A 25,898-nucleotide genomic window follows, 5' to 3' on the forward strand; every position below is an offset into this window, starting at 1 on the left:
CCCCCCCCCCCCCCCCCCCCCCCCCCCCCCCCCCCCCCTTTTCAAGCAGCAGACGGCATACGAGCTGTATTAACCGGACAGCACCCGTTCGTCCGGCCGACGGCGGGACCCGGACAGCCGCCCGGCGTCGGCCACCCGCCGAACCCCGGACAGGCCGGCCCCGCCGCGCCCCCGACCGGCGTCCCGCCGCAGCCGGGCAGCGCACGCACCGCGGGACCGGCCCCGTCGGCTCCGCCCACCGGGCCGTACGGCGCCGGCGCGCCCAGCCAGCAGACGGGCGCCCGCCCGGTCGTCGCCGGTTCGCCACCCACGTCCTCGGATACCCTGGGTACGCCGCTGGTCGCGGCGCCGCCGGCCGGAGGTCCGCCCGAGCGGCCACGCCCGCGGACCACCCGCCGTCCGTGGCCCTGGATCGTGCTCGCCCTGGCGATCCTGGCGATCATCATCACCACGGTGCTGGTGCTGAGCAGCCGCGATCCCGATCCACCCCAGTCCGCCGGAACCACCGTCTCGGCCGTCGACGTCCAGCAGGAGGACCTCCGATGACCCGCATCCTCGGGAACCGTTACGAGGTGGGCCGGCTGCTCGGGTACGGCGGCATGGCGGAGGTCCTGCTGGCGCGCGACACCCGGCTCGACCGCGACGTGGCGATCAAGATCCTGCGCTCCGACCTGGCCCGCGACCACACCTTCCAGGCCCGCTTCCGGCGCGAGGCGCAGTCCGCGGCCTCGCTGAACCACCCGGCGATCGTCTCGGTGTACGACACCGGCACCGACCCGACGACCGACCCACCTACGCCGTACATCGTCATGGAGTTCGTCGAGGGCCAGACGCTGCGCGAGCTGCTCCGGACCGAGGGCACCCTCGAGGCGCCCCAGGCCATGCGGATCACCGCCGAGATCTGCGGCGCGCTCGACTTCTCGCACCGCAACGGCATCGTGCACCGCGACGTCAAGCCCGGCAACGTGATGATCACGCCGGCCGGCCGCGTGAAGGTGATGGACTTCGGCATCGCCCGCGCCGTCTCGGACACGGCTGCCACCATGACCGCCACGGCCGCGGTCGTCGGCACCGCGCAGTACCTCTCGCCCGAGCAGGCACGCGGCGAGAGCGTCGACGCCCGGTCGGACGTGTACGCCGCGGGCTGCGTGCTGTACGAGCTGCTCACCGGGACGCCGCCGTTCACCGGCGACTCGCCGGTCGCGGTGGCCTACCAGCACGTCCGCGAGGTGCCGAAGCTGCCGAGCTCGCTGAACCCGACCGTCCCGCGCGACCTCGACTCGATCGTGATGAAGGCGCTGTCGAAGAACCCGGCCAACCGCTACCAGAGCGCCGCCGCCATGCAGGACGATCTCGACCGGGCGATCATGGGCGAGAAGGTCCAGGCCGCGCCGGTGCTCACAGAGGAAGAGGCCACGACGATCGTTCCCGCGCTGCCGGCGGCGGCCCTGCCGGACGTCGCGGCGTACGGCGAGGAGCAGGACGACCGCCGTCGCGGCGGCGGGATCTCCGGCCGCACGTGGGCGTGGCTGGCCGCGCTGCTGGCCGCCGTCGTCGTCGCGGCGTTCTTCGTCGTCCCGTCGATGTTCGGCAAGGACGCGCCCGCGCAGGTCACCGTGCCGTCGGTCGTCAACCAGAGCCTCGACGACGCGACCGCCACTCTCCAGAAGTCCGGGCTCAAGGTCGGCGAGGTCACCAAGGTGACCAGCTCGGTCGAGCAGACCGACAAGGTCGTCGGCCAGGACCCCTCGGCGCAGGCGAGCGCCGACAAGGGCTCGAAGGTGAACCTGTCGGTCGGGGCGGGACCGGCGCAGATCACCGTCCCGGACGTGACCGGCAAGCCGCAGGACGAGGCGAAGGCGCTGATCGAGGCGGCCGGGCTGAAGTTCAGTCCCGTCGAGCAGGACAACGCACAGTCGGCCGGGACGGCGATCAGCTCGAGCCCGAAGGCCGGCGAGTCCGCGCCGGAGATGAGCACGGTCACGGTGTTCATCAGCAGCGGGCAGGTCCAGGTGCCCTCGGTCATCGGGAAGACCAAGGACGACGCGCTGCAGGTGCTCCAGCAGGCCGGTTTCAGCAACGTCCAGGTCACCGAGCAGGACAGCAACGAGCCGGCGGGGATGGTCGTCGGCCAGGACCCCAACAGCGGCAAGCAGTCGACCGAGAACGTCGTCACGCTCGCCGTCAGCAGCGGTCAGGTCGCGGTTCCGTCCGTGGTCGGCAAGACGAGGGCGGAGGCCGAGCAGCTCCTGAAGCAGGCCGGCTTCACGCCGCAGTCGACCGAGCAGGAGGCGGCCGGCAAGACGCCCGGCACCGTGATCAGCCAGAACCCGGCGAGCGGGAAGCAGCCGGCCGGCGCGACGATCCAGCTCGTGATCGCCAAGGCGCCCCCGGCCACGACCACCTCGTCGCCCGCACCTCCGACCACGACCAGCCCGCCGCCCGCCTCGACGTCCACCCCGCCCGGCGGATAGCCGCCCGATCTCGTTACCGGGAACCCGCAAAGCGGGTTGGTGGTAACGAGATCGGCGCTAGACCAGCGAGAAGTGGGCCTCGGCGCGGACACTGTCCAGCATCGCGTCGAGATCGCCGCACCGCTCGAGCGCCGCGGCGCAGCCGATGGAGTCGAGCCAGTTGGCGACGATCCGGTAGCCCTGCTGGGTGAGCACCGACTCGGGGTGGAACTGCACCCCGTCGATCGGCAGCTCGCGGTGCCGCAGCGCCATGATCAGACCGGAGTCGGTGTGCCCGGTGGCCTCGAGCTCGGCCGGGAAGGTGGCTGCATCGACCACCAGCGAGTGGTAGCGCGTCGCCGTGAACGGCCGCGGCATCCCGCGCAGGACGCCGGCGTCGTAGTGGTTCACCAGCGAGGTCTTGCCGTGCAGCAGCTCGGGCGCGTGGACGACGTCCCCGCCGAACACCTCACCGATGCACTGGTGACCCAGGCACACGCCGAACAGCGGGATCCGCTCCTCGGCGGCGAGCCGGACGACCGCGTTCGAGACGCCGGCCTCGCCGGGCGTACCGGGGCCGGGGCTCACCAGGATGCCGTCGGGCCGGTGCTCGTCGACGAGCGCCCGGGCGCCCGCGGCGTCCGGCGACACGGCGTCGTTGCGGACCACCACCGGGTCGGCGCCGAGCTGCGCGACGTACTGCACGAGGTTGAAGACGAAGCTGTCGTAGTTGTCGACGACCAGCACCTTCGTGCTCATGTGGACTCCCTCGTGCGCCGGCGCCGCGGTGGCGCGACCCCTTCACGATAGCCGCGGGGCCGGCGAGCGCGGCGGCTGCCACCGGCGTACCCGGCGCCACCTCGGAAAACGACGCGCCGCAGACGCGCTGTCCACCGGAACGGCCGATCCGGGCCGGAAGCGCGACGTTTCCGGGCGGCCGGCGCCGGGGCTACCTGACCGTGACGTCGTTGTACGGCAGGTGCGGCTCGATCCACGGGAAGACGACGAAGAACAGCAGCGCGACGACCGCCAGGACCAGCAGCGCCGCCTGCGCGACCTTGGCCGCCGTGCCGCCGGGCAGCCGTCGCCAGATCCACGCGTACATCAGCCCTCCTTCAGCGCCGGGACGTCGGCGGCCGACGGGTACTGGGCCTTGGTCAACGGCTCGCCGTCGAGGTGCGCGTGGATGATCATCCGCTGCGCGGCCGAGAACTTCGGGTGGCAGGTGGTGAGGGTCAGCAGCCGGAGCACGGGGGCGGCGGCGGAGTCGCCGGGCACCGGCGCGATCGCCTGGTAGTCCGAGGGCGTGGTGACCGTTCGGCCCGTGATCGCCCCGTACGCCGGATCGCGGAAGTCGCCGCTGGCCTTGTCCCCGATCACCCGGTAGACGTACCAGCTGGTCTGCGTCTCCACCACGATCGCATCGCCGGGGACCAGCTTGTCGACGTTGAGGAACGGCGAGCCCTTGCCGACCCGGTGCCCGGCCACCGCGAAGTTGCCCACCTCGCCCGGCCCGGCCGTGTCGACGTAGTGGCCCGGTCCCTTCTCGAGTGCGGAGGCCGTGGTGCCCTGTACCACCACCTGCGCGTAGTCCGGCCCGAACGCCGGGATACGCAGCACGGCGAGCGCGTCACCGATCGGGACGTCGGAGTAGGTGGTGTCCTGCGTGGGGGTGCCGACGGTGGGGTCCTGCGACGACCACCGGTCGTGCAGCTGCTGGCTGAGCTGGTCCTGCGTGCGGGCGGTGAAGATGTCGGTGATGAACGCCTGATAGACGATGAACAGCAGCACCACCACGCCGAGGGTGATCAGCGTCTGGCCGATGCCGCGCATCGCCGTGCGGCATGCCGTGTCGTTCGGGGGCCGCGTCGCGTCGTCGTCGTGCCCGCGCATCCGCTGCAGCGCTCCCTCGAGGATCGGTTTGGCGATAGCCCCGCCTCGCGCGCCGGCGCGGCGGGATTGCGCCAGCCAACCACATCCGAGGAAAACTCGCTGTGAGCGGCCCGAACGTTCCTCGTTCCCCCGCAGGGTCAGCGCCACATCAGCGCCGATGGAACCACTTCGGGAGCGGCCGTCCGCAGCAGGGCGTAACCGATACCCGAGAGTCCCATGAAGAAGCCCGGCATGTGCACCCGCTGGGGCAGCGACGAGTGCAAGGCGAACGAGCCCGTGGCCGACGCCCGCTGGACTACGGCCACGGCGCGGCGCGTCGCCTCATCGACCAGGCTGCGTTCCCCCAGGTACTGCCCCGCGGTCAGCAACAGCTCGGCTCGCCCGAGATTCCCACAGCACAGGTGGTCGGGTCCGTCGAGGTCGAGCCGCATCGTCGTCCGGACCGCCGCCACGAGGTCCTCGTTGGAAAGCTCCGCCCCGAGAGCCTTCAGGGTGCCAAGCCGGGCGAGCCCGATGCCCGGGGCACCGTGGCACCAGTTCGCCTTGTAGGACGGCTGGATGTCCTCGCGAAGATCTCTCCAGTTGGCGGCCTCGAGATCGAAGAGCGTGCTCTCGTAACGGACCGCACCGAGTGCCAAGGAACGGTAGACCGGCTGCTCGGTAACCTCGAAGAGCCGGGCCAGAGCGTAAGCGATGCCGGCGGCCCCGTGCGAGAAGCCGGTGAGCATCCGGCCACCCAGCGTCGCCCAGGCAACACCTTCCGACGGCCCACGGCGGGCGGTCTCGACCAGTCGCCGGCCGCACAGCTCGGCGCGCGAGAGCACGGACGGGTCACCTGTTTCCGCGTACAGGGAGAGCAGCGCGAGCAGCTCTCCGGCGATACCGGCGAACACGTCGAGCGGGGCGGTCGAGACGCGCTCCGCGTTCAGGAGACCGGCCGCTCGCGTCGCATCCTCGAGGAGGTCGCGGCAGCCCAGCAGCGTCGCGCTCCTGGTGAATGCGTAGATCACCGAGCCCAGGCCAGTCGCGCCGCCCGTACCCACCGCGTTCGCGAAGTCAACCGCCGACCGGGCGAGTGCGTCGCGGACAGGTTGCAGCGCAGCCAGCGCCGTGTCCCGGAAGCGGTCATCACCGGTGACCGCGCCGAACGTGGAAAGGAACAGCGCGGGCCCGCAACCGCCGCTGTGCAGGTCGTAGGCCACGGGCTGCAGCTGGTAGCGCTCCAGTCTCGGCAAGTACTGTGGCGCGATCCAGGTGGCGGTGGCCGGCACACCCGGACCGCGGACCGCATGCCGGGAGATCTCTTCGGCCACGGCCAACGCCGCGTCGACCAGGGCCTCCGGGGCTGAATCGGCCTGCTGCGCGAAAGGCGCGGCGGCGACCGCGGACGGTCCGGGCGTCTCGTGCCGCGCCGCATCGGCATGCAGCGACCCGGCGATGAAGGCCAGTTGCCGGTGAAGGTCGCTCTCGTCGAGTCCCGCCAAGCGGGCGGTCACGAGATCGGCTGACGGTTCCCGAAGGCACCCCTCGACAGTCGTCCCGTCTTCGAGGGTCAACGTCGTCGCCGCCGCCGACGCGGCGAAGTAGGGGATGTCGAGGTTCTCCATCGCCTCGCGCTCGGCCATCGGTCCCTCGGGCGCGACCAGATCCCCCCGGTGCTCGAGCAGGAAGCGATAGCAGTGCTCGAACCCTTCGAGAAGGTCGTGGGTGTGGTTCTCGAGCCGCGCTGTCCGCCCGTCGGGCAGCCTTGGCACGCTGTTGGGCAGCTGGAGCTGCACCGCCCCTGTCCGGATTGCCATCGCGTCGGTGTTGACGTTCTCCCAGCGGGGGGCGCGCTCGATGAGCTCGTCGGCCTCCGGCGTGTGGAGCGCGCTGATGTCGCGGGCGAGGTTGGTCTCCGACCCGTCGTCGACCTGCCAGTTGGGCAGGAGACCCGTCCCGAGCACGCCGCTAGAGAGCGCTTCGAGAGCGATCTCGTGGACGTTCCCGGCGGTCGTCGCCATCTGCACCCGGTGCTGCAGCAGGCACTCGGCGTCCACGAGCACCGGTTGTTCACCGCTGGCCACGATGTTCTCGCGGTGGCAGTCCGCCCCGGCGAGTGCATACACCAGGCACGCCAGCATCCCGGCTCGCCTGTAGTAGCGCGAGAGCGCCGCCGCGTCTGCGCACGGATCGCGCGAGACGTGCTCGACCCAGCCGTACCCATCGCGCACCATGGTCGTCACCGTGCGAAGGTCCGGGCTGAGGCCTCGCTCGCTCAGCCACCGAATCACAGCGAAGAACGACGCCTCCGTCCCGATGTCCTTCGGCTTGTAGACCACGGCGCGGCCACACTCGAAGTGCAGTACCGACACCATCCGGCCGCCGCGATGCGGGTCGGACAATCCGGTCTCCGCATGCGCCACCCGACCGAGAGGTGTGCCGGTCCCGAACACTGCGTGGAGATCCTCGAGATCGTTGTGCAGGCGCGTCACCAGCTCCGCGGTCGCGTCCACCCAGAGCTCCACGAGCCTTGCCATCAGCCGGGCGAGAACGGGGTAGTGACCGAGGATTTGCAGCAGGCCACCGTCGCGGACAGAGGCGACGAAGTCGTCATATATCGCCGTTCCGGGAGCCCGCTCATCGGCGGCGACCAGCCGCTGCCAAGGGCTGGTGCGGGCCGCGCGGAACCCGCTGAACTCGGAGTAGAAAACTCGCCCTGCGACTCCCGACAGGCGAAGCAGCAGCAGGCGCTCGAGGTCCGCGACGGCCGGGGGCGCCCACGACACGGAGAGGCGTGCGCCGGTGCGCTCCTCAAGCCTCCGGCGCGCGACGGCGAGAAAAGGCGTGAGGAGCTCTTCGAACGCCGCCGGCGTCTCACGCTCGCGGCTAACCTCGCCGTCCGGGTAACCCGCGGTGAGCACGGCGCGGAGGGTGTCCGCCCAGGACGGCAGTGGCAGGTCTGCGGGCCGCAAGACGGTGAGGACGGTGCGAGCGTCGTCCGCGCTCAGGCCGTCCGCCGCCAACCGGCTCTCGAACGCCGCCGTGCTGCCGCGACCGACGGCTGCCTTCCAGGCGTCGAGACGCTCGTCCGCCGCTTCGGGTTCGGTGCCGTCGGTCGCGCGAAGCCACGTCGCGCGATCAGACAGCGAGCTGGCCGCCGCGACGAGCGAGGCAAGCGCTGCCTCGATGACGGAAGCCTTCAGCAGCCGCAGCCGTTCTGGATCGAGCTGAACGTCTGCGACGTCGATGCGCCACAGGTGCAGCATCCGGTCCGGTCCGCACGCATCATCGACGTCACGATGTCATCGAGGACCTCGTCCGGGATGCGGCGAGAGGGAATCCGTCCCGGCACCACGAGGTGGATGACGTCGTCCGTCTCCTCGTGCACCTCGACGCGAACCCCATCCGGCACGCCGATGCCGTACTCCCGTTTCAGGGTCTCAACCGGGTTCGACAACAGCTCCGCGCGGAACCCGTCGTCCCGTAGCACCCGGGAGTTGATCTCCGCCTGGCCGCCGCTTTCCTCGTGCTTCATGGTGCCTCCCGTGCGGACTCGATTCGTACCGGTCATCGTGCTCCGATATCGACTCCGTGTCCAGAGGTCTTAGGCGAAGAAAAACCGGCCGTGAGCAGCCCTAACGCGGCACCCGCCCGACGTTTCGGAAGGGCCCCGGGCCCGCCAACCGACCTCCGTCGGGTCGCGGGTAACGGGCGGGGATCAACCGGTCGCCTTCGCGTGCGACACACCGAGGCCGCCGGTGTACGCCGGGAACGTGACGTCCGCCCGCCGCTCGACGTCGTACCCCAGACCGAAGGCCTGCACGGCGTCGAGGAACAGCTGGACGCCGGGCGCCTTCTTCAGCGCCTGCTCGATCGCGTCCTGATCACCCAGCCCGACGATCACGAACGGCGGCGAGTAGACGCGGCCGCCGAGCAGCAGCGTGTTGCCGACGCAGCGGACGGCGCTGGTCATGATCAGGCGCTTGTCCTGGATCATGACCGCCTCGGCACCGGCCGCCCACATCGCGTTCACGACGCCTTGGACGTCGCTCTGGTGGATGACCACGTCGTCCGGGCGCGCCCCCGGGGGCAGCTCGCCGTCCGGCCCCAGCGGCGCGTCGGTGAGCGTCACGCGGACGGCGGGACCGTGCACCTCGGTGAGCCCGGCGGCGGCCTCCGCCTGAGCGGTCTGCGCAGCGAGGGCGTCGGTGCTCGCGTCGTGCTCCGCGAGGTTGTCGCTGAGCGTCTTGACCTGCGCCGCGAGCACACCGCGCTGCTGCTCGAGCTGCTGGTTCTCGCGAGCCCGGTCGTGGATCACCTGCTTGACCTCGGCGCTCGCGCTGCGCAGGTCGCTACCGTTGGCGGTTCGCGAGCTGACCGCGAACATCAGTCCCGCCACGAGGGCGATCACCGGGACGGCGACCGTCCACCCCGGCGTCCCGCTGCGACCGAGGAGCCGCCGCGCGCGCCGCAGCAGGGCCGCCCGCAGCAGGGACACGCGTGACCGGGGCCCGGAGACGCGATCGCGCGTCGCGGACTGGCGGGCTGGTGCGGGCATCGCTCCATTGTGCCCTGCTGGGACGGGTAGTCTGGGGGTAGCCGTCCCGACGAGGAGAACTTTCCGTGCCCAAGTCAAAGGTCCGCAAGAAGTCGGTCTACACGCCGCCCGCGGACAGCCCGATCGTGAGCAGCCGCACCGCCGTTCGAGAGCCCAGCCCCGCGTGGTGGGCGCCGGTGATGGTGCTGATGATGCTTGCCGGCCTGATCTACATGCTGGTGTTCTACATCCGCGGCGACCGCATCCCGTTCATGGTGACCCTCGGGGCGTGGAACTACGCCGTCGGTTTCGCGGCCATCGTCGTCGGCCTGCTCATGGCGATGCGCTGGAACTAGCCCCCGCCACAGCTTCCTCGGCCCGCCGTCCTGCGTGGACGGCGGGCCGTTCTGCTTCCGCCGGCGCCGCAGTTGTCCACAACAGTTATCCACAGTGGGGATAACTACATGCGTGTAACTCGGGCGGTTTCCCCGCGTGCGCCGACATTGCGCACGCGGTACGACGAGCAGCGGGCATGGCGCGCGCGCTCCGCCCGGCGAAGCAGACCCGGGCCTTCTGCGGACACACGAACGGTGGGCCGGTCCGCGAGCGATCGCGGGTCGGCCCACCGTCCTGGTGTTGCGAGAGCGTTCCCGCCGCGGCGGGATCGCGGGCTACTCCCCGGTGAAGCGGGCCGGCCGCTTCTCCTGGAAGGCGCGCACGCCCTCGGCGTTGTCCTTGCTCTTGAGCAGCTCGCTCTGGCCGGTGACCTCGCGCTGGAGGGACTCGGCGAGCAGGCCGACCGACGCGGCGTTGATCGCCGCCTTGGTCTTCGCGTAGGCGCGGGTCGGTCCGGCAGCCAGCTGCGAGGCGAGCTTCGCGACCTCGGCGTCGAACTCGGCGTCGGCGGCGACGCGGGTGATCAGGCCCCACTCCTTGGCGTCGGCGGCCGGGATCTTGTCGGCCATCAGCGCCATCTCGAGCGCGCGAGCGCGGCCCACCGCGGCGGAGACCCAGAGGGTCGCGCCGCCGTCGGGCATCAGGCCGATCCGGCTGAAGGCCAGCAGGAACGACGCGGACTCCTTGGCGACGACGATGTCCGCGCACAGCGCGTAGGACACGCCCACGCCGGCGGCTACGCCGTTGACCGCCGCGATGACCGGCTTGCTGAGGGTCGAGATCGTCGTGACGGTCTGGTTCGCCCAGCTGAGCAGGCTGTCGGTGTCGCCCAGCTCGGTACCGCCCTCGTCCTTGCGATCGCGCACCAGGTCGGCGCCGGCGCAGAAGCCGCGGCCGGCACCGGTCAGCACGATGACGCGGACGCCGGCGTCGTTGTCGGCGGCCTTGATCTCCTCGTACAGCGCCTTGGCCATCGGGGCATCGAGGGCGTTGAGCTTGTCGGGCTTGTTCAGGGTGAGGGTCAGGACGCCGTCCTTGAGCTCACGGGTCACTGCTTCGGTCATCGTGCCGTCCTTCTTCGTCGGATGCGGTGGGTTCTGCCCCGCTATCGGGGCGATAGCGGGGCAGAACCCACCGCGAGAGGTCTTACTTGGGGGCCATCCGGATCGCGCCGTCGAGGCGGATCGTCTCGCCGTTGAGCATCGGGTTGTCGATGATCGACGCGGCCAGCTTGGCGTACTCGCTCGGGTCGCCGAGGCGACGCGGGTGCGGAACCTGCTTGCCCAGCGAGTCGAGCAGCTCGGCCGGCGCACCCATCAGCAGCGGCGTCATGAACAGGCCCGGCGCGATGGTGCACACGCGGATCATCATCGAGCTCAGGTCGCGCGCGATCGGCAGCGTCATGCCGACGATGCCGCCCTTGGACGCCGAGTACGCCGCCTGGCCGATCTGGCCCTCGAAGGCCGCGACGGAGGCGGTGTTGATGACCACGCCGCGCTCGCCGTCGACCGCGTCGTGCTTGAGCATCCGCTCGGCGGCCAGCCGGATCACGTTGAACGTGCCGATCAGGTTGACCTCGACGACCTTCTTGAAGTGCGCGAGCGGGTAGGCGCCCTCCTTGCCGACGGTGCGCTTCGAGCCACCGATGCCGGCGCAGTTGATCGCCACGCGCAGCTCACCGAGCTCGTCGGCGACGTCGAGCGCCTTCTTGACGTCGTCCTCGCTGGTGACGTCGGTCTTGACGAACCGGACGGCGTCGCCGAGCCGCGAGACCGCCTCGGCGCCCTTGTCGTCCTGGACGTCGATGATGACGACCTTCGCGCCGAGCTCGACGAGCTTCTCGGTGGTGGCGAGTCCGAGGCCCGATGCGCCACCGGTGACGACGGCTACCTTGCCGCTGATGTCCATACTTTCTCCTTGCTAGAGGGGGATATACAGCGTTCTGCGGTGGATGAGCGCACGCTCATCATGCGAGAGCGTGGCCTACTCCACCGCAGAACGGGGCGTACGGGGCTAGAGCAGCTCGAGGATGGTGGCGTTGGCCTGGCCGCCGCCCTCGCACATCGTCTGCAGGCCGTACTGGACCTTCTTCTCCACCATGTGGTGGATCAGCGTGCTCATCAGGCGCGCGCCGGACCCGCCGAGCGGGTGGCCCAGCGCGATCGCGCCGCCGTTGGGGTTCAGCCGCGACTCGTCGGCACCGGTGTCCTTCAGCCACGCCATCGGGACGGAGGCGAACGCCTCGTTGACCTCGAACGCGCCGATGTCACCGATGGACAGGCCCGAGCGCTTCAGCGCCTTCTCGGTGGCGGGGATCGGCGCGGTCAGCATGATGATGGGGTCGGTGCCCGCCAGCACGGTGGTGTGCACGCGGACCAGCGGCTTGAGCCCGAGCTCCTTGGCCTTCTCGCTGGTGGTGACCAGCATGGCGGCCGAGCCGTCGGAGATCTGCGAGGCGTTGCCCGCGCTGATCACGCCGTCCTCCTTGAACGGGGTGGGCAGCTGCGCGAGCTTCTCGACGGTCGAGCCGCGGCGGATGCCCTCGTCCTTGGTCACGACGCCGGACTCGGTCTGGATCGGGATGATCTGCGAGTCGAACAGGCCCTCGTCCTGCGCCTTGGCGGCCTTCTCGTGCGAGCGCAGCGAGAACTCGTCCAGCTGGGTGCGCGACAGGCCCCACTGATCGGCGATCATCTCGGCACCGATGCCCTGGTTGGGCCGGACGCCGTTGTAGCGGTCGAGGTAGTCCTGCGAGTACGGCGTGCCGAACTCCTTGACGGCGGTCGAGCCCATCGGGACGCGCGACATCATCTCGACGCCACCGGCGACCGCGACGTCGTAGTGACCGGCGATCACGCCGGCGGCCGCGAACGCGAGCGCCTGCTGCGACGAGCCGCACTGGCGGTCGATGGTCACGCCGGGGATCGACTCGGGCCAGCCGGCGGTGAGCACGGCGTTGCGGCCGATGTCGGCGGTCTGCTCGCCGACCTGGGAGACGCAGCCCCAGATGACGTCGTCGATCTGGGCCGGGTCGAGACCGGAACGCTCGGCAAGCGCCTTGAGGACGACGGCGGAGAGGTCGGCCGCGTGGACGCCGGACAGCGCGCCACCGCGCTTTCCGACCGGGGTGCGTACAGCTTCACAGATGACGGCATCGCGCATGAAATTGGCTCCTAGAACGAAGGGGATCAATTCCGACTATATGACGCGGATGTCAAGTTCACTAGTGCGGCCTCGGATGAGGCCGGCTAGCGGGAGATCACGTGGAGGGCGACGATGGCGCACAGCAGCACGAAGAAGGATCCGAGCAGGATCGCCTGGACCCGGTCACGGCGCCGGTCGTCGGGCGCGGCGATCAGCAGGATCGCGATGATCGCGCCGGTCGCGACGCCGCCGAGCGGCGCCCAGATCGTCGACTCGGGGGTGAACCACACGTAGACGACGACGTCCAGCACCGCGACGAGGCTGATCGCCAGCCGGTTGTAGCCGGCGCGGGTGGCCACCACGAGGGCCGCGCCGATCAGCGCCATCACGGCGCCGTTGCCGGTGGCCCACCGCGACACGGTCGGCTCGAACAGCAGCACCGGGACGGTCGCGCCGAGGCACGCGATGACCGCCGAGGCGAGGTAGCGACGCACCCCCCACCGCGACTCGACCGCGGTCCCCACGACGAGCAGGGTGATGACCGAGGCGATGAGCGACCAGACGCTGGAGTACAGCAGGTTGGCCGTGAACATCCGGTAGACCTCGCCGTGCACCACGCGCTCGGGCACCAGCGCCAACGCTCGCAGCCCGGGCGCGGGGGTCAGGTCGTCGACCTTCGAGGCGCCCGACAGCGCGTTCCACAGGTAGATGATCGTGACGACGGTCGCGATGGTCGCCGACAGGATCCACGGCTTGCGGAGCACTGCTCGGGTCTCGTTGCGCACGACCTGGTGCTCGGTGGACGTCATCAGTAAGACCCGCTTATAACCTAGTGTTTGCCTAATCCTAACCGTGCGAGCCCGCGACCGGGCAGTCCCGGTGCCGCACGGGCCGGGGTGTGTCGGGGTGAGAGCATGGCGGCATGACGACGACCGGTCCCATCTTCCACCTCGACGCCGCCGCGATCCGGGAGCGCACGAGCTGCAAGTACCAGCAGTACGACGCCGACGTGCTGCCGCTGTGGGTCGCCGAGATGGACTGCGCGCTGGCGCCGCCGATCGCCGAGCGGCTGGCCGAGGCGGTGCGGCTGGGCGACACCGGCTACCCGATGCTGGACCGTCAGCTGCCGGACGCGCTGGCGGGGTACGCCGCCGACCGCTGGTCGTGGCAGATCGACCCCGCGCGGGTGCGCCCGGTGCCGGACGTCGGCGTCGGGGTCACCGAGCTGCTGCGCAACAACCTCGAGCCGGGCGACCGCGTGGTGGTGAGCTCACCGGTCTACCCACCGTTCTACATCTGGACCGCGAAGATGCGCGGCGAGCTGATCGACGTCCCGCTGCTGCGCGGCGAGGAGGAGTGGACGCTCGACCTGGACGGCCTGCGCGCGGCGTTCGCGGACGGCGCGGCGGCCTACCTGCTGTGCAACCCGGCCAACCCGGTCGGCCGGGGGTGGCGCGCCGCCGAGCTGAGCGCGCTGGCCGAGCTGGCCGCGGAGTACGGCGTGCTCGTCGTGGCCGACGAGATCCACGCGCCGCTGGCGCTGGAGGGCGCCCAGTTCGTGCCCTTCCTCACCGTCAGCGACACCGCCCGCGAGGTGGGCGTGAGCGTGCTCGCGGCCAGCAAGGGCTGGAACCTCGCGGGGCTGAAGTGCGCGCAGATCGTCGCCGGTTCACAGACCGCGCAGGCCCGGATGCGGCGGATCCACGAGTACACCTTCGAGTCGGTCGGGCACTTCGGGATGCTGGCCACGATCGTCGCCTGGAGCGCGGGGCGCGAGTGGCGCGACCAGGCGGTCCGCGAGCTGTCGGCGAATCGCGAGCTGCTCTCGCAGCTGGTCGCCGAGCATCTCCCTGCGGCCCGCTACCTGCCGCCCGAGGCGACCTACCTCGGCTGGCTCGACCTGACCGCCTACGGCTGGGGCGACACTCCGTCGCGCCGGATCCTGAAGGAGGCGCGGGTCGCGGTCAACCCGGGCCCGTCGTTCGGGGCGACGGGCCGCGGCTGCACCCGGATCAACTTCGCCTGCTCGCCGCAGGTGCTGACCGAGGCGATGGAGCGGATCGGCGCCCTGGCGGCCGCAGGCTAGGAATGCAGGCGGTGCTGCCGGCTAGGAGCGCCGCCGGCGGACCAGCAGGAAGGTGACCAGCGCGCCGGTGACCAGGCCGCCGGCGTGCGCCGCGAGCGAGATGCCCGGCAGCAGCGAGATACCGAGGTTGATCACCAGGATCCCGACCAGCTGGCTCAGGCTCTGCCGGTTGCGCAGCAGGATCACCGCGGCCGCGCCGAGCAGCCCGAACACCGATCCCGAGGCGCCGGCGACCACCGCGTTGGGCGTGACCAGCAGGCACGCGAGCGAGCCGCCGAGACCGGCGAGCAGGTAGACGGCGACGTACTTCCACCGGCCGAGCACCTGCTCGATGTCGCGACCGATGATGAACAGCGAGAACATGTTGACCGCGAGGTGCGTGAGCCCGAAGTGCAGGAAGGTCGAGGTCAGCGGGCGCCACAGCTCGCCGTACTGCACCAGCGGGCCGTACATGGCGAAGTCGCGGAACAGCGGCGAGTACTGGTTGCTGTTGACGCTGCCGGCCTGGACGGCGGTCACCAGATACATCAGCACGTTGAGGGCGATCAGCCCGTAGGTGGCCACCGGGCGGACCCGCGAGCGGGCGAGCGCGGCGCGGACCGTCGACGGCCGGCGGATGGACGCCTGGCCGTCGGCCACGCACTGCGGGCACTGGAACCCGACGGACGCGGGGTGCGCGCAGTCCGGGCAGATCGGGCGCTCGCAGCGCACGCAGGCCAGGCCGGTACGGCGGTCGGGATGGCGATAGCAGAACGCCGGGGCGCCGTGTCCCTCCTGGGGGACGGGCGCTCCGGCGTACGGCGGATGCGTCAAGCTACTTCTCGATCGTCACCGAGTTGATGACCACGTCGTCCAGCGGCTTGTCGTTGCGGTCGGTCGGCACCGACTCGATCTCGTCGACGACCTTCTTGGAGGCCTCGTCGGCGACCTCGCCGAAGATGGTGTGCTTGCCGTTCAGCCACTCCGGGGTGGTGGTCGTGATGAAGAACTGCGACCCGTTGGTGCCCTTGCCGCCCCGCTTGCCCGCGTTGGCCATCGCCAGCAGGTACTTCTTGGTGAACTGCAGCTCGGGGTGGATCTCGTCGTCGAACGTGTAGCCCGGTCCGCCGAAGCCCTGTCCGAGCGGATCGCCGCCCTGGATCATGAACCCGGAGATGATCCGGTGGAAGATGACGCCGTCGTACAGCGGGTCGGTGGAGCTCTTGCCGGTAGCCGGGTGGGTCCACTCGCGGCTGCCCTCGGCGAGCTCGACGAAGTTCTTCACGGTCTTCGGCGCGTGGTTGTCGAACAGCTCGATGCGGATATCGCCCTTGTTGGTGTGCAGCGTTGCGAAGGTCATGGTCGCCTTTCTCATCGGGGATGCGGGCGAACGCCGTCGGCCCTCAGGCACGACGGCGCTCACGCGATCCATGGTTCCACGAACACCGCCCGCGGGGGCACGGTGTTCGCTCAGGGTGGAGAAGGCGTCCTAGTAGGGCGCAGACCCGAAGACGTAGACGACGTCCCCGACCTGCAGCTGGTCCCAGTACACCTTCGCGGCCTCCCACGACAGGTGGATGCAGCCGTGCGACGGCGTCGTCAGGCTGCCGACGTGGAAGGCCACGCCGCCGACGAAGAAGATCGAGTAGGGCATCGGGGCGCCGCCGAACTCGCTGGAGAGGTGGTCGATGTCCTTCCAGTACACCTTGAAGGTGCCGGTCGGCGTCCGGTAGCCGGCGCGGCCCGCGATCTGCTTGACCGGGCCGTAGTAGATCTGTCCGTTGGACTGCAGCCAGGTGGTGCTGTGCGTCAGGTCGACGCAGGCCTTGGCGTACGCCGGGCACGGGTTGGGCGGCGCGACCACGTTGACGTTCGTGCACTTGGTCATCTGGGTGGCGCCGAGCCCGACGTTGACGACGTACATGCAGACGGTGTGCCAGCCAACGCTGGCCGGCAGACCCACGTTGACGCCGTGGTTGCCGCTGACGCCGAGGTACATGTTGACCCCGGGCTGCGGCTGGTTGGCGTTGGCGAACCCGACGGCGTTGCCGTCGACGGTCCACATGGTCTGCGTGGCGACGCCCCACTGGTTGGGGTCGTAGGCCCAGCCGCCGACGCCGATCGCGCCCTGGTTGCCGGTCACGTTGAAGTCGCCGCGCGGGTTGTCGCGGTAGGCGTCGGGGTTGATGGTGACGGTGGTGCACTTCGGCCAGGTGCCCTTCCCCCAACCGATGTTGTGCACGTACAGGCACACCTGGTGGTTGCCGTACGTCGACGGGCTGAACCGGTAGTCGATGCCGTGCCAGCCGGGGACGCCGTACGCCGAGAGGTCGGTGCCGGGTGCCTGCGCGTAGAACGCGCCGGCCACCGAGCCGTTGTCGGTGATCCAGACGACGGTCTTGGCGTACGGATCGCTCGGGTCGTAGGCGTACCCGCCGACGTAGATGTCGCCGTTGCCCAGCAGCGCGGTGCCGATGTCGCCGGTCGGGTCGGCGTTGGGCACGTTGACGTCGAGGCACTTCACCAGCTGGCTGGCGCCGGGGCCGATGTTGATGACGAACATGCACACCGAGTGCTGGCCCGGGTTGGGCGCGCGCAACGCCCCGAACACCCCGCGGTTGTAGACGCCGTACGGGTAGAGGTCCGGGGACGCCAGCGTCGCGGCCTGGTACGCCACCACGCTGCCGTCCATGGTCCACATGGTGATCGGGGCCTGCGACATGTCGCTCGGGTCGTAGGCCCAGCCGGTGAAGTAGATGAGGCCGTCGCTGTTGACCCACGAGCCGAAGGTGCCGACGGGATTGTCGTTCCAGCCCGCGCTCGTCGTCTTCGGCTGCGCGTCGAGCGCGGGGGACGGCTCGGTCGTGGCGGACGCCGACGGAGCGGGCTTCGGCGACTCGGGGGTGGGGGTGGCCGTCGCGGTCGGCGACTCGGATGGTGCCGCGGAGGACGACGAGGACGACGATCCGGAGGACGCGTCCGACGACGAGGACGACCCGGACGCCGTGTCGGGGGCGGTGGACGTCGCGTCGACCGGAGCGGGTGCCTCGAGGCAGGCGGTCGCGCTGGCGCCGGTCGCCCCGCCGACGAGCAGCGCCGCGTCGATCCGCAGGCCGCCGCCGGCCGCGCAGTTCAGCGCCGTCGGCGTGCCCTGGTAGGAGTAGGCCACGGTGACGGTGTACGTGTAGGTCTCGCCGGCCGGGACGGTCGCCTCGTCGACGAGGTACGCCCCACCGGTGGGGTGTCCCGCCTGCACCGGCTTGTCGGCTCCGCCGACGGTCACGGCGGTGGCCGTGACGCCGGTGACGGCGGCGCCGTCCGGAAGCGCGGGCGTGACCTGCGTCGACACCGGCTCGGCCACGGCGGTCGGGTTGTGCACCGTGAGCGTGTAGCGGGCCGAGCCCAGCGTGCTCGTCGGCGCGTAGTCGGTGGCCACCCCGGTGGCGGTCAGCGTCAGGTCGAACCCGGAGGCGCCGGCCGAGCCGGCGTACGCGACGACGAGGAGCGCCGACAGCACGGTGGTGAACAGCCCGCGAGCCGAGCCGATGAGGGTGCCCTTCATGGGACGCCGACCTTTCCCGAAAGTCCGATCTCGCCGTTGCCGTCGGACGTCCTGGGCGGGCGGTGCTTCCCGTTACGTGAGGCGCGAAATCCAACGCCGATTGTATCCACGTGATTCGGTCGCGATAGTGGCGTTGCGCTGGGGACATGCCCGAACCGTGACCTGGTTGAGGCGGTTGTGCCTGGTGGGCCGTCGCCGGACCGGTCAGAGCCCCTCGAGCACCGCCTTGGCGATCTCGACCGCCTCCAGAGAGCTCGCCTGGTTGAGGGTCACGACCACCAGCGCGGTACCGGCCCACGCGGCGAGGTCGGTCCGGGACTGGGCGCTGTCGACCCGCACCGATCCGCCCTCGCCGGCGTTCGCCGGGTTGCCGCCCGGCACCTCGGCGAGCGCTGCCGCGAGCCCCGCACCGGGCGCCACTGCCCGGGTGCGCACCGACACCGCGACGTCGCCGTCCGCGCGCACGAACTCGCACTGCGGCCGCGGGCCGGACGGTGGCTCGGTGGTCGTGACGACCACGGACGCGATGCGCTGGCCCACCGTGGCTTCGACGAAGTCCTCTCCGAGATACGGGCACGAACCGTCGCTGACGCTCACCCGGGTCGCGCTGGGCGCCGCCGATGCGCCCGGCGGCCCGGGGGCGGCCGACGGCTGCGACGATCCCGCAGGCTGGCCGCCGGCGGACCCGGTTGCGCTGCCGCCTCCGGGGCCGGCCGACGTCCCGGGGACGCGGTTTCCCTCACCGGTGCTCGAGCATCCCGCGACGCAGGCGACGACCGCACCGAGGACCGCGAGCGCCCGGGCCGGCACGATGCGCGCTAGTACTGCGGCGAGCCGTAGATGTACACGACGTCCCCGGGCTGCAGCGCGTCCCAGTAGGTCTTCGCGGCCGACTCGGACAGGTGCACGCAGCCGTGCGACGGGGTGCTCAGCGAGCCGACGTGGAAGGCCATGCCCTCGCCGTTGAAGAAGATCGAGTACGGCATCGGCGCGTTGTCGAACTCCTTCGACAGGTGATCGATGTCCTTCCACTGCACGGTGTAGGTGCCCGGCGGCGTGCGGTGCCCGTTGCGCCCGGCGATCTGCTTGAACGGCCCGGCGGTCACCACGCCGTCCTTCTGCAGCCACGTCGTGTTGCTGGTCAGGTCGACGCACGCCTCGGCCGTGGCCGGGCAGGGGTTGGCGGCCGCGGCGGCCGCCTGCTCTTCCTTCTGCTTCTTGGCGGCGGCGATCTCGGCGGCGCTCAGCACGTGCAGCGACTTCGCCTTGCTCTGGTTGGCGAGGAAGCTCGGGTTGCCGGCGAACTTCGCGTAGTAGCTGTGGTCGCCGTCGGCGAGGCCCTTGACGGTGAATGCCATGTTGCCGGCGGTGTTCAGCGTGGCGGTGGCATAGCCGGCGCCGTCCACGACGAGGGTGACGTCGCCGAACGGCACGCCGGGGTTCGGCGTCTGGACGGTGATCGATACCTTGACGCTCTCACCGGTGCCGATCGAGGCCGCTGCCTTGGTGAAGATGGTGGTGGGCTGGTTGGTCGGCGGCGCTTCCGAGGTGGGCGCGGCGGACGTGGGGGCGGCCGAGGTGGTGGTCGTCTCCGAGGTCGGGGCCGCACTCGAGGTGCTGGCCGGCGAGTCCGACGGCGTCGCGGAGACGGTTTCGCCCGACGTGGGCCCGGCGGCGGACTTCGGCGCCCCGGTGGCGCATCCGCTCAGCAGGAGCCCAACGGCCGCGCTCGCAGCGATCAGCAACAGGCCGCGCTGCGACCGACGACGTGAGCTCGTGCCCATTTACCATCTCCAGGTGTTTCGTTCAACCTGCTCAATGGAACACCAGCGATCTCGGGGCCACCAGTGCGATAACCGAATCGCGTCCGGTTCGTGACGCGTTCTACAGCATCGCCTCAGAAACCTCACGAGTCCCAGGACTGTGCGATCTGCGGGGCTGCGAGAGACGCTGTGCCCCCGTGAGCGTTCCCCGCTGCCCCGCAGATCCGTCCCGCCGCCAGCCGGTCATCGGCCGAGCGGCCGATGGCAGACCAGGGTGACGTCGAGCTCCAGGTGCCGGCCGATGATGAAGTACGGCGCCCGGATGCCCAGCGGACGCCGGTCGAGCCGTCCCCGGACACCGACCCGCAGCTCGGTGCCGGTCACCTCGGCCAGCGTCGCCTCGAGCACGATCGGTGCGGTGGCGCCGCGCGCTCGCACGACGCCGCTGCCGGACCAGCCGTATGCGGTTCGGCCGGCCGTCGCGACCTCCACCCGGATCGCGGGATGGCCGGCTCCGTCCAGCAGCCCGGGTTTCTGCAGGTCCTTGTCCCGGTGCGCGTTCCCGGTGGCGATGCCCGGCACGAGGAGAGCGACCCAGGCGCCGACCACCGATCCGCCGTCGGTGACCGTCGCGCCGCCGTCCGCGATCGGGATCGTGCCATGCACCGTGGCCACCAGCTTGTCGCGGACGGCGAAGCGCGCCTCGCTCGCCCGCGGATCCACCTGCCAGTCGCCGGCGAGCGGCGGGGAGCCGACCCGCCCGCTGGTGTGCTGCGTGCTCATCGGGCCACCTCCGCCAGTGCGTCGGCGATCGGTCCGGACGAGTCCACGATCTCGAACCGTTGCACCCGCGTGGGCCCGGTCAGCAGCTGCGGGTCCTCGCCCGGCAGCAGCTCGGACGTGGTGACGAGCCGACCCATCTCCTCGAGGGTCGCCACGTCGCGGGTGAGGACGACGTGGCACTCGGCGCCGTCCGGCCCCCGGCCGTGGAACGCGCCCAGGATGCCGTCGCGGGTGACCGGGTTCGCCCGCAGCAACGGCACGATCCGGTCGGTCGCCGCGCGGCTCGCCGCCTGGACCGCCGCAGCACTGCGCTGGCCGTCGAAGGTCATGATCTGGAGGTACATGGTGCTTCCCTTCCCTGTGCGACGGCGGTGTGTCGCCGCTGTGGCCAGCCTGCCGAGCGGGGGAACCCAGCACCTCAGTGGTGGCGCGGAACCGAGTACTGAACCGCGGGGCACGGCCGCATACTGAGCGCATGTACGAGCCCCCGGGCCGCGCCTCCGAGCTGGCGCGGATCGACGCCGTACGCCGCAGCGCCCTCGCTGGTGCCGGCGGTCTGGTCCTGGTGACCGGAGAGGCCGGGATCGGCAAGACCCGGCTGGCGCACGCCGCGCTGCAGCGTGCGGCCGCCGCTGGCATGACGACGGCGCGCGGCTGGTGCATCGACGACCCGGCCGCGCCGACCCTCTGGACGTGGCGGCGGGTCGCGCGCGACGTCCCCGCCCTGGGCGCGGTCCTGAGCGAGGCCGCCGACCATCGGGACGCCGACGCGCACTTCCGGCTGGCCGAGCGCGTCGGGGCGGAGCTCTCGGCGGCTGCGGGCGGGACCGGTCTGGCGGTGCTGCTGGAGGACCAGCACTGGGCGGACACGCTGACCGCGGCGCTGCTGCGCTGCCTGCTGCCCGAGCTGGGCACGATGCGCGTGCTGCTGCTCGTGACCGCGCGAGAGGAGCACGCGGTCCAGAGCCCGTTCGGTCGCCTGCTGCCCGACCTCGTCCGCAGCCCGTTGGTCACCACCATCCAGCTCGCCGGGTTGACGACTGCCGCCGTGAGCGACTGGCTCGCCAACGACGCCGCCATGCGCGGTTGGGCGCCGCGAGCGGCCGAGCTGGTACGCCGCACCAGCGGCAACCCGCTGCTCATCACCGCCCTGGCCTCGGCCCAGCCGCCGCAGGCCGGGGCAACCGGAGCGGATCTCGTCGAGCGGCCGGCCTGGCGCGCGGTGCTCCTCGCGCCGTACCGCACGCTGCCCGAGCCGGCCCGACGCACCGTCGCGACCGCGGCGGTGCTGGCCGAGCGGCTTCTGCCGCAGGTGCTCTCCGACGTTCTCGGCATCCCCGTCGCGGACATCGGCGACCATCTCTCCGCGGCGGTCACCGCCGGGATCCTGCGCTTCGGTGAGACCGGCCTGGCCTTCCATCACGCGCTCGTCCGAGACGCGGTCGTGGCCGAGCTGGGCGCCGCGGAGCGCGCGCGGATCCACGAGGCCGTCGCGCTCGCCCTGGAGAAGGTCGACGATCCGGCGTACGCGGGACTGGCGGCCACCCACTGGTCGCACGTCGGGACGCGGGCGGCGGCCGAGCGCTGCCGCGATCTCGCGGTCCGCGCCGCGCAGGCGCAGCCGCTCGCGCCGGACCGCGGCGTGGCGCTGGCGCTGCTGGCCCTCGACGCTTGCCGAGCGCTCGGCGCTGGGGACGACGAGCTCGCGGAGCGGCTGCTGGCGACGGCCCGGTTCCAGTGGGACGCCGGACTGCTGGCGGACACCCTCGACTCGTGCGCGCGGGGCATGGATCTCGCCGCGCGCGCCGGGCGCGCCGACCTGATGGCCGGCTTCGCGCTCATCCCGCAAGGGATGGGCTCGCTCGAGGTGGCTGCGATCGCCGCCGAGATGTGCCGCCGCGCGCTGCGCGTGCTGCCGGACGGCGAGCGGGCGCTGCGCGCGCGGCTGCTGGCCTCCTGCGCGGTGGCCGGCGCCGAGGCCGCGCAGCTGCGCGCGCCCGGCGACGAGCGCTCGCCCGACGCGCTGTCGGCGGAAGCGCTTCGGGTGGCGCGTGAGGCCGGGGACCTCGCGGCCGAGATCGAGACCATCGCAGCCCGGCATCTGGTGCTGAGCTACCCGCAGCGGATCGCCGAACGGGAGCAGCTGACGGCCCGCGCGACGGAGATCGCCGAGCGGACCCCGACGCTGATGGGCGCGCTGTGGGGACGCATCTGGGCAGCCGACCTCGCGACCCAGCGCGGGGACACGGTGGGGCTGCGCCAGGTCATCACCGAGGTGGAACGGGTCGCGGCGGCGTACGGCTCGCCGGTGGCGCGATGGCACGCGTTGCGGTTGCGGACCGGCGCAGCCGTGCTGGTCGGCGACTTCGACCTGGCGCGGCGCATCGCGGGTGAGGGCCTGGAGATCGCGCAACGCATCGGCGACCTCTCGATGGTGGGCATGCACGCGGCGCTGCACACCTGGATCGCCGGCATGCGCGGCGATCCGGACGACCTGCTCGACGACGTGATCGAGACCGTGCTGGCCGCCCCGCCGATCCCGCTGGTCCGCGCCGAGCTGCCGATCGTCCATGCGCTGCGCGGCGATCACCAGCGCGCCGCCGCGGCGCTCGACGCGCTGCGCGACGTCCCGGGGCGGATGCCGCTGGGCCCGCGCTGGTACGGGACGGTCGCCTCGATCGGCACCGGTGCCGTGCTGCTGAACGACGCGGCGCTCGCCGAGGAGTGCCACCGGCTGCTGCTGCCGACCGCGCTGTGGTGTGCCGGCGACGGCGGCGGGTCGCCGGTGGCCGCCGGATCCAACGAGGGTCCTCTCGGGCAGCTCGCGCAGGTCGCCGGGCAGAACGCCGTCGCCGCGAGACACTTCGAGCGCTCGATCGCCGTCGACGACCGCATCGGTGCCTGGCCGTACGCCGCCCGCGCCCGCCTCGGGCTGGCCGAGTGCCTCGAGCAGACCGACCCGGCGCGGGCGGTCGAGGTCGCCACGGCGGCAGCCGCCGAGCTCGGCCGGCTGGACATGCCCGGGCCGCTCGCCCGCGCGCAGGCGCTGCTCGCCCGGCACCGAACCGACGTCCGCCCGGGCGAGGGACCGCTGTCGGCGCGCGAGCTGGAGGTGGCGCGGCTGGTCGCGGAGCCGCTGACCAACCAGCAGATCGCGGAGCGTCTGTACCTGTCGGTACGGACGGTCGAGTCCCACGTGCGCAGCGCGCTCGCGAAGCTGGACCTCACCGGGCGGACCGAGCTGGCGATCTGGACGAGGGAGCGAGAGCGGCGGGTGAGCGGTAGGCCGTGAGCCGCACAGGTCACGATGGAACCGCGGGCGCCCCGACCGGCTCGCAGACGCGCCGACTTCGCCGGAGGACCTGATGAACGACACGCCTGAGCCGGCGGTGCCCGGCGGGCCGGACGACGCAGACGCCCCGACGTCGCCGATGCCGGCGATCCGACGCCCGGAGGAGCCGAACGACGGCGTCGTCCCGGCGACCGGACCGGCCGCGAGGGCCGCCTCCACGCCGTGGCTCGTCGTGCTCGGCGTCCTGGTGCTGCTGCTGGTCGCCGGCGGGGTCTACGTACTGGCGGCCGACCGGTCCCCTCGCGGAGGCGCGGGGTCCTCGACGAGCCCGCGTCCGACCGGTGACGCGACGACCGGCTGGTCGCCGAGCGGCGGCGACGAGCAGGCGACCACCGCGGCCGGCGGTTCGGTCGGGCTGCCGCCGTCGAAGCCGGGCAAGAAGCAGCAGCCGGGGAAGGGGGCCTGCCAGGCGAGCACCAACCCGAAGAAGGCGGGCGGAACCCTCGTCCAGGACGTGACCCTCTCGTGCGCGGTGCCCACCTCGCTGACCATCGCGACCGCCGGAAAGGCAGTGATCACGCTGGACGGCGAGCAGCGCACCGGCACCGTGCAGATCTGCGCTGCGCAGGTGGAGTTCACGGTCACCGGTGGTCCGTACAAGTGGTCCGCGGACGGCCCCTGCGAACCCTGAGGCGCACCGGGCCGCTCGCGCGCGAACCGCGACGCCTTCTCCACTGTTGCCGGTCTTCGGGGAGGTCTTCAGACCCGGCCGCGCAGCAGTGCGCGGAAATAGATCATGGGCTCGAGATATCGGTCGAAGAACCAAAGTGACCGTCTGGGCCTGGTGAGGTCGGGCCAACGCACGGTGGGCTGGGGATGGAGGTCGCGGTCGAACTCCAGCAGCATGAGCCGGCGGCGATCGGTGGTGATCGGGATGACGGTGTATCCGTCGTAGGTGCGCAGCGGCTCCGCGCGCCTGGACCGGACGATGTTCTCGGCCAGGATGTCAACCTGGCGGCGCAGCGCTCCGCCGGAGGGGCGGGTGTCGACGGCAGCCGCGTCGCCCAGGCTCCAGATGGACCGGTGCGAGCGATGGGCCAGGGTGTGCCGGTCGACGTCGATGAGCCCGCCGGCGTTGGTGAGCGGCTCGAGCCACCCTGCGGTGGTGTAGGGCGGGACGATGAAGGCGCGCTCTATCCCGGTGATTCGCTCGGTCTCACCGTCGGCTCCCTGCAGAGTGAGGGTCTGATGTTCATGGTCGACGGCCGAGACGGTCTTCTGGTGGTGGACCCGCACGCCGTACCGGTCCAGTTGATCCCGAAGCCGCGACTCGGCGAAGGGAATGTCCAGGATTCCGTGATAAGGGGTGACGAGGTGGACGTCGAGATCGCGCAGGACACCGTGTTGCCGCCAGTAGTCGCACGCCGAGAAGAGTGGTTTGAGTGCGGTGCCGCCGCACGGGGCGGGTTCGGGCGGGATGCTGAAGACCACCGTTCCGGTGCGGGTCGCCGTGATCGCAGACCACGTCCGTTCGGCGTCGTCGGTGAGGTGGGCGGTGCTGCACCAGCCTGTGGCGATCGCGGTGGAGAGGCCGGGGACCGCGTCCAGACCCGGTTCGAGCCCGGGAGCCAGGACGAGGTCGTGGTAGGCCACCCGGGTACCGGAGGCGAGTAGGACCTGCTCGTGACGGGTGTCGATGCTGACGGCGGTGTCACGTAGCCATCTGCACCCGGGTGGGACGACCTGTCGGGTGGGCCGCGTGAGGCTGCGCATGGTCGCCTGTCCGCCCGCGACGTAGTTCAGCAGGGGCCGGTACCTGTGCAGCTCGCCGGGGGCGATGAGGACAACGTCGTGGCAGCCGAGCTTGCGCAGCCGCGCCGCGAGCGAGATGCCGGCGTTGCCGGCTCCCACGATCACCACGTCATGACGGTCGATCACGTTCTCCCTTCAGCGCGTGCTGTCCACGCCCACGGCGGCTTCTCCACTCGGGTGATGGTGAAGTCACCGGCGAGACCGAGGGGGCCCGGG

General features: G+C 71.4%; 25 protein-coding genes. 7 read left to right on the forward strand and 18 right to left on the reverse strand.

Annotation, left to right across the window (positions count from 1 at the left end; all coding sequences use genetic code 11):
• Positions 1-414: 414 nt before the first annotated feature.
• Both F8A92_RS19225 and pknB read left to right on the forward strand, forming a co-directional pair.
• Positions 415-546 (forward strand): hypothetical protein, encoded by a 132-nt coding sequence (locus F8A92_RS19225; protein ID WP_267130048.1) that lies wholly within the window; start codon positions 415-417, stop codon positions 544-546.
• Positions 543-2,474, forward strand: a complete 1,932-nt coding sequence (pknB, locus tag F8A92_RS13725) for a Stk1 family PASTA domain-containing Ser/Thr kinase (protein WP_153505736.1) — start codon at positions 543-545, stop codon at positions 2,472-2,474. Before F8A92_RS19225 ends, pknB begins: the two co-directional genes overlap by 4 nt.
• A gap of 57 nt (positions 2,475-2,531) precedes the next feature.
• On the opposite strand, the gene F8A92_RS13730 is transcribed toward pknB, so the two are convergent.
• The 6 genes from F8A92_RS13730 to F8A92_RS13750 all read right to left on the reverse strand — a co-directional run bounded on the left by F8A92_RS13730 (position 2,532) and on the right by F8A92_RS13750 (position 8,886).
• Positions 2,532-3,212 (reverse strand): anthranilate synthase component II, encoded by a 681-nt coding sequence (locus F8A92_RS13730; RefSeq protein ID WP_153505737.1) that lies wholly within the window; start codon positions 3,210-3,212, stop codon positions 2,532-2,534.
• Between the two features lie 190 nt (positions 3,213-3,402).
• A complete protein-coding gene (locus F8A92_RS18620; protein ID WP_194291492.1) occupies positions 3,403-3,558 on the reverse strand; it encodes a hypothetical protein in 156 nt (51 codons plus the stop codon).
• A complete protein-coding gene (locus F8A92_RS13735; RefSeq protein WP_153505738.1) occupies positions 3,558-4,346 on the reverse strand; it encodes a class E sortase in 789 nt (262 codons plus the stop codon). Before F8A92_RS13735 ends, F8A92_RS18620 begins: the two co-directional genes overlap by 1 nt.
• Before the next feature lie 137 nt (positions 4,347-4,483).
• Positions 4,484-7,594: a type 2 lanthipeptide synthetase LanM family protein gene (locus F8A92_RS13740; RefSeq protein WP_153505739.1), complete on the reverse strand. Its 3,111-nt coding sequence runs from the start codon at positions 7,592-7,594 to the stop codon at positions 4,484-4,486.
• Positions 7,528-7,863, reverse strand: coding sequence for an NHLP leader peptide family RiPP precursor (locus F8A92_RS13745; protein ID WP_194291493.1), 336 nt, complete (start codon positions 7,861-7,863; stop codon positions 7,528-7,530). The genes F8A92_RS13740 and F8A92_RS13745 overlap by 67 nt, the downstream gene beginning before the upstream one ends.
• Positions 7,864-8,046: 183 nt before the next feature.
• The gene (locus F8A92_RS13750) at positions 8,047-8,886 is read right to left on the reverse strand and encodes a DUF881 domain-containing protein (protein ID WP_153505741.1); all 840 of its coding nucleotides are present in this window, start codon (positions 8,884-8,886) and stop codon (positions 8,047-8,049) included.
• 65 nt (positions 8,887-8,951) lie between these two features.
• Here F8A92_RS13750 and F8A92_RS13755 point away from each other — a divergent pair, with 65 nt between their 5' ends.
• Positions 8,952-9,221 (forward strand): cell division protein CrgA, encoded by a 270-nt coding sequence (locus F8A92_RS13755; protein ID WP_153505742.1) that lies wholly within the window; start codon positions 8,952-8,954, stop codon positions 9,219-9,221.
• Positions 9,222-9,536: 315 nt separating this feature from the next.
• On the opposite strand, the gene F8A92_RS13760 is transcribed toward F8A92_RS13755, so the two are convergent.
• The 4 genes from F8A92_RS13760 to F8A92_RS13775 all read right to left on the reverse strand — a co-directional run bounded on the left by F8A92_RS13760 (position 9,537) and on the right by F8A92_RS13775 (position 13,214).
• Positions 9,537-10,325 (reverse strand): enoyl-CoA hydratase, encoded by a 789-nt coding sequence (locus F8A92_RS13760; RefSeq protein WP_153505743.1) that lies wholly within the window; start codon positions 10,323-10,325, stop codon positions 9,537-9,539.
• Between the two features lie 82 nt (positions 10,326-10,407).
• Positions 10,408-11,169, reverse strand: a complete 762-nt coding sequence (locus tag F8A92_RS13765; RefSeq protein ID WP_153505744.1) for a 3-hydroxyacyl-CoA dehydrogenase — start codon at positions 11,167-11,169, stop codon at positions 10,408-10,410.
• Between the two features lie 105 nt (positions 11,170-11,274).
• Positions 11,275-12,423 (reverse strand): thiolase family protein, encoded by a 1,149-nt coding sequence (locus F8A92_RS13770; protein WP_153505745.1) that lies wholly within the window; start codon positions 12,421-12,423, stop codon positions 11,275-11,277.
• An 86-nt stretch (positions 12,424-12,509) separates the two neighbouring features.
• Complete coding sequence (locus tag F8A92_RS13775; protein ID WP_153505746.1) at positions 12,510-13,214, reverse strand: rhomboid family intramembrane serine protease; 705 nt, start codon at positions 13,212-13,214, stop codon at positions 12,510-12,512.
• 113 nt (positions 13,215-13,327) lie between these two features.
• Here F8A92_RS13775 and F8A92_RS13780 point away from each other — a divergent pair, with 113 nt between their 5' ends.
• Complete coding sequence (locus F8A92_RS13780) at positions 13,328-14,491, forward strand: MalY/PatB family protein (protein WP_153505747.1); 1,164 nt, start codon at positions 13,328-13,330, stop codon at positions 14,489-14,491.
• A gap of 21 nt (positions 14,492-14,512) precedes the next feature.
• Here F8A92_RS13780 and F8A92_RS13785 read toward each other — a convergent pair whose 3' ends face one another.
• The 5 genes from F8A92_RS13785 to F8A92_RS13805 all read right to left on the reverse strand — a co-directional run bounded on the left by F8A92_RS13785 (position 14,513) and on the right by F8A92_RS13805 (position 19,546).
• Positions 14,513-15,304 (reverse strand): rhomboid family intramembrane serine protease, encoded by a 792-nt coding sequence (locus F8A92_RS13785; RefSeq protein ID WP_153505748.1) that lies wholly within the window; start codon positions 15,302-15,304, stop codon positions 14,513-14,515.
• A 1-nt stretch (position 15,305) separates the two neighbouring features.
• A complete protein-coding gene (locus F8A92_RS13790) occupies positions 15,306-15,830 on the reverse strand; it encodes a peptidylprolyl isomerase (RefSeq protein WP_153505749.1) in 525 nt (174 codons plus the stop codon).
• Positions 15,831-15,959: 129 nt separating this feature from the next.
• Positions 15,960-18,032 (reverse strand): L,D-transpeptidase, encoded by a 2,073-nt coding sequence (locus tag F8A92_RS19120; protein WP_228389455.1) that lies wholly within the window; start codon positions 18,030-18,032, stop codon positions 15,960-15,962.
• Between the two features lie 204 nt (positions 18,033-18,236).
• A complete protein-coding gene (locus F8A92_RS19125) occupies positions 18,237-18,842 on the reverse strand; it encodes a DUF2020 domain-containing protein (RefSeq protein WP_228389456.1) in 606 nt (201 codons plus the stop codon).
• 8 nt (positions 18,843-18,850) lie between these two features.
• Positions 18,851-19,546: a L,D-transpeptidase family protein gene (locus F8A92_RS13805; RefSeq protein WP_228389458.1), complete on the reverse strand. Its 696-nt coding sequence runs from the start codon at positions 19,544-19,546 to the stop codon at positions 18,851-18,853.
• Between F8A92_RS13805 and F8A92_RS18630 the strand changes: the two genes are divergently transcribed.
• Positions 19,446-19,910 carry a hypothetical protein gene (locus tag F8A92_RS18630; RefSeq protein ID WP_194291498.1) on the forward strand — a complete coding sequence of 155 codons (465 nt, stop codon included), beginning with the start codon at positions 19,446-19,448 and terminating at the stop codon, positions 19,908-19,910. The genes F8A92_RS13805 and F8A92_RS18630 overlap by 101 nt on opposite strands.
• A gap of 128 nt (positions 19,911-20,038) precedes the next feature.
• On the opposite strand, the gene F8A92_RS18635 is transcribed toward F8A92_RS18630, so the two are convergent.
• Together F8A92_RS18635 and F8A92_RS18640 are read right to left on the reverse strand one after the other, a co-directional pair.
• Positions 20,039-20,578 carry a YceI family protein gene (locus F8A92_RS18635; protein ID WP_194291496.1) on the reverse strand — a complete coding sequence of 180 codons (540 nt, stop codon included), beginning with the start codon at positions 20,576-20,578 and terminating at the stop codon, positions 20,039-20,041.
• Positions 20,575-20,922 (reverse strand): hypothetical protein, encoded by a 348-nt coding sequence (locus tag F8A92_RS18640; protein ID WP_194291497.1) that lies wholly within the window; start codon positions 20,920-20,922, stop codon positions 20,575-20,577. Before F8A92_RS18640 ends, F8A92_RS18635 begins: the two co-directional genes overlap by 4 nt.
• A gap of 131 nt (positions 20,923-21,053) precedes the next feature.
• Here F8A92_RS18640 and F8A92_RS13815 point away from each other — a divergent pair, with 131 nt between their 5' ends.
• Both F8A92_RS13815 and F8A92_RS13820 read left to right on the forward strand, forming a co-directional pair.
• Entirely contained in the window at positions 21,054-23,870 is a 2,817-nt protein-coding gene (locus F8A92_RS13815) for an AAA family ATPase (RefSeq protein ID WP_153505752.1), read from the forward strand.
• Between the two features lie 73 nt (positions 23,871-23,943).
• Positions 23,944-24,561, forward strand: coding sequence for a hypothetical protein (locus F8A92_RS13820; protein ID WP_153505753.1), 618 nt, complete (start codon positions 23,944-23,946; stop codon positions 24,559-24,561).
• A 68-nt stretch (positions 24,562-24,629) separates the two neighbouring features.
• Here F8A92_RS13820 and F8A92_RS13825 read toward each other — a convergent pair whose 3' ends face one another.
• On the reverse strand, positions 24,630-25,808 hold the full coding sequence (locus F8A92_RS13825; RefSeq protein ID WP_228389457.1) for an NAD(P)/FAD-dependent oxidoreductase: 1,179 nt from the start codon (positions 25,806-25,808) through the stop codon (positions 24,630-24,632).
• Between the last annotated feature and the right edge of the window lie 90 nt (positions 25,809-25,898).

The organism is Cumulibacter manganitolerans (assembly GCF_009602465.1).
Taxonomy (GTDB): domain Bacteria; phylum Actinomycetota; class Actinomycetes; order Mycobacteriales; family Antricoccaceae; genus Cumulibacter; species Cumulibacter manganitolerans.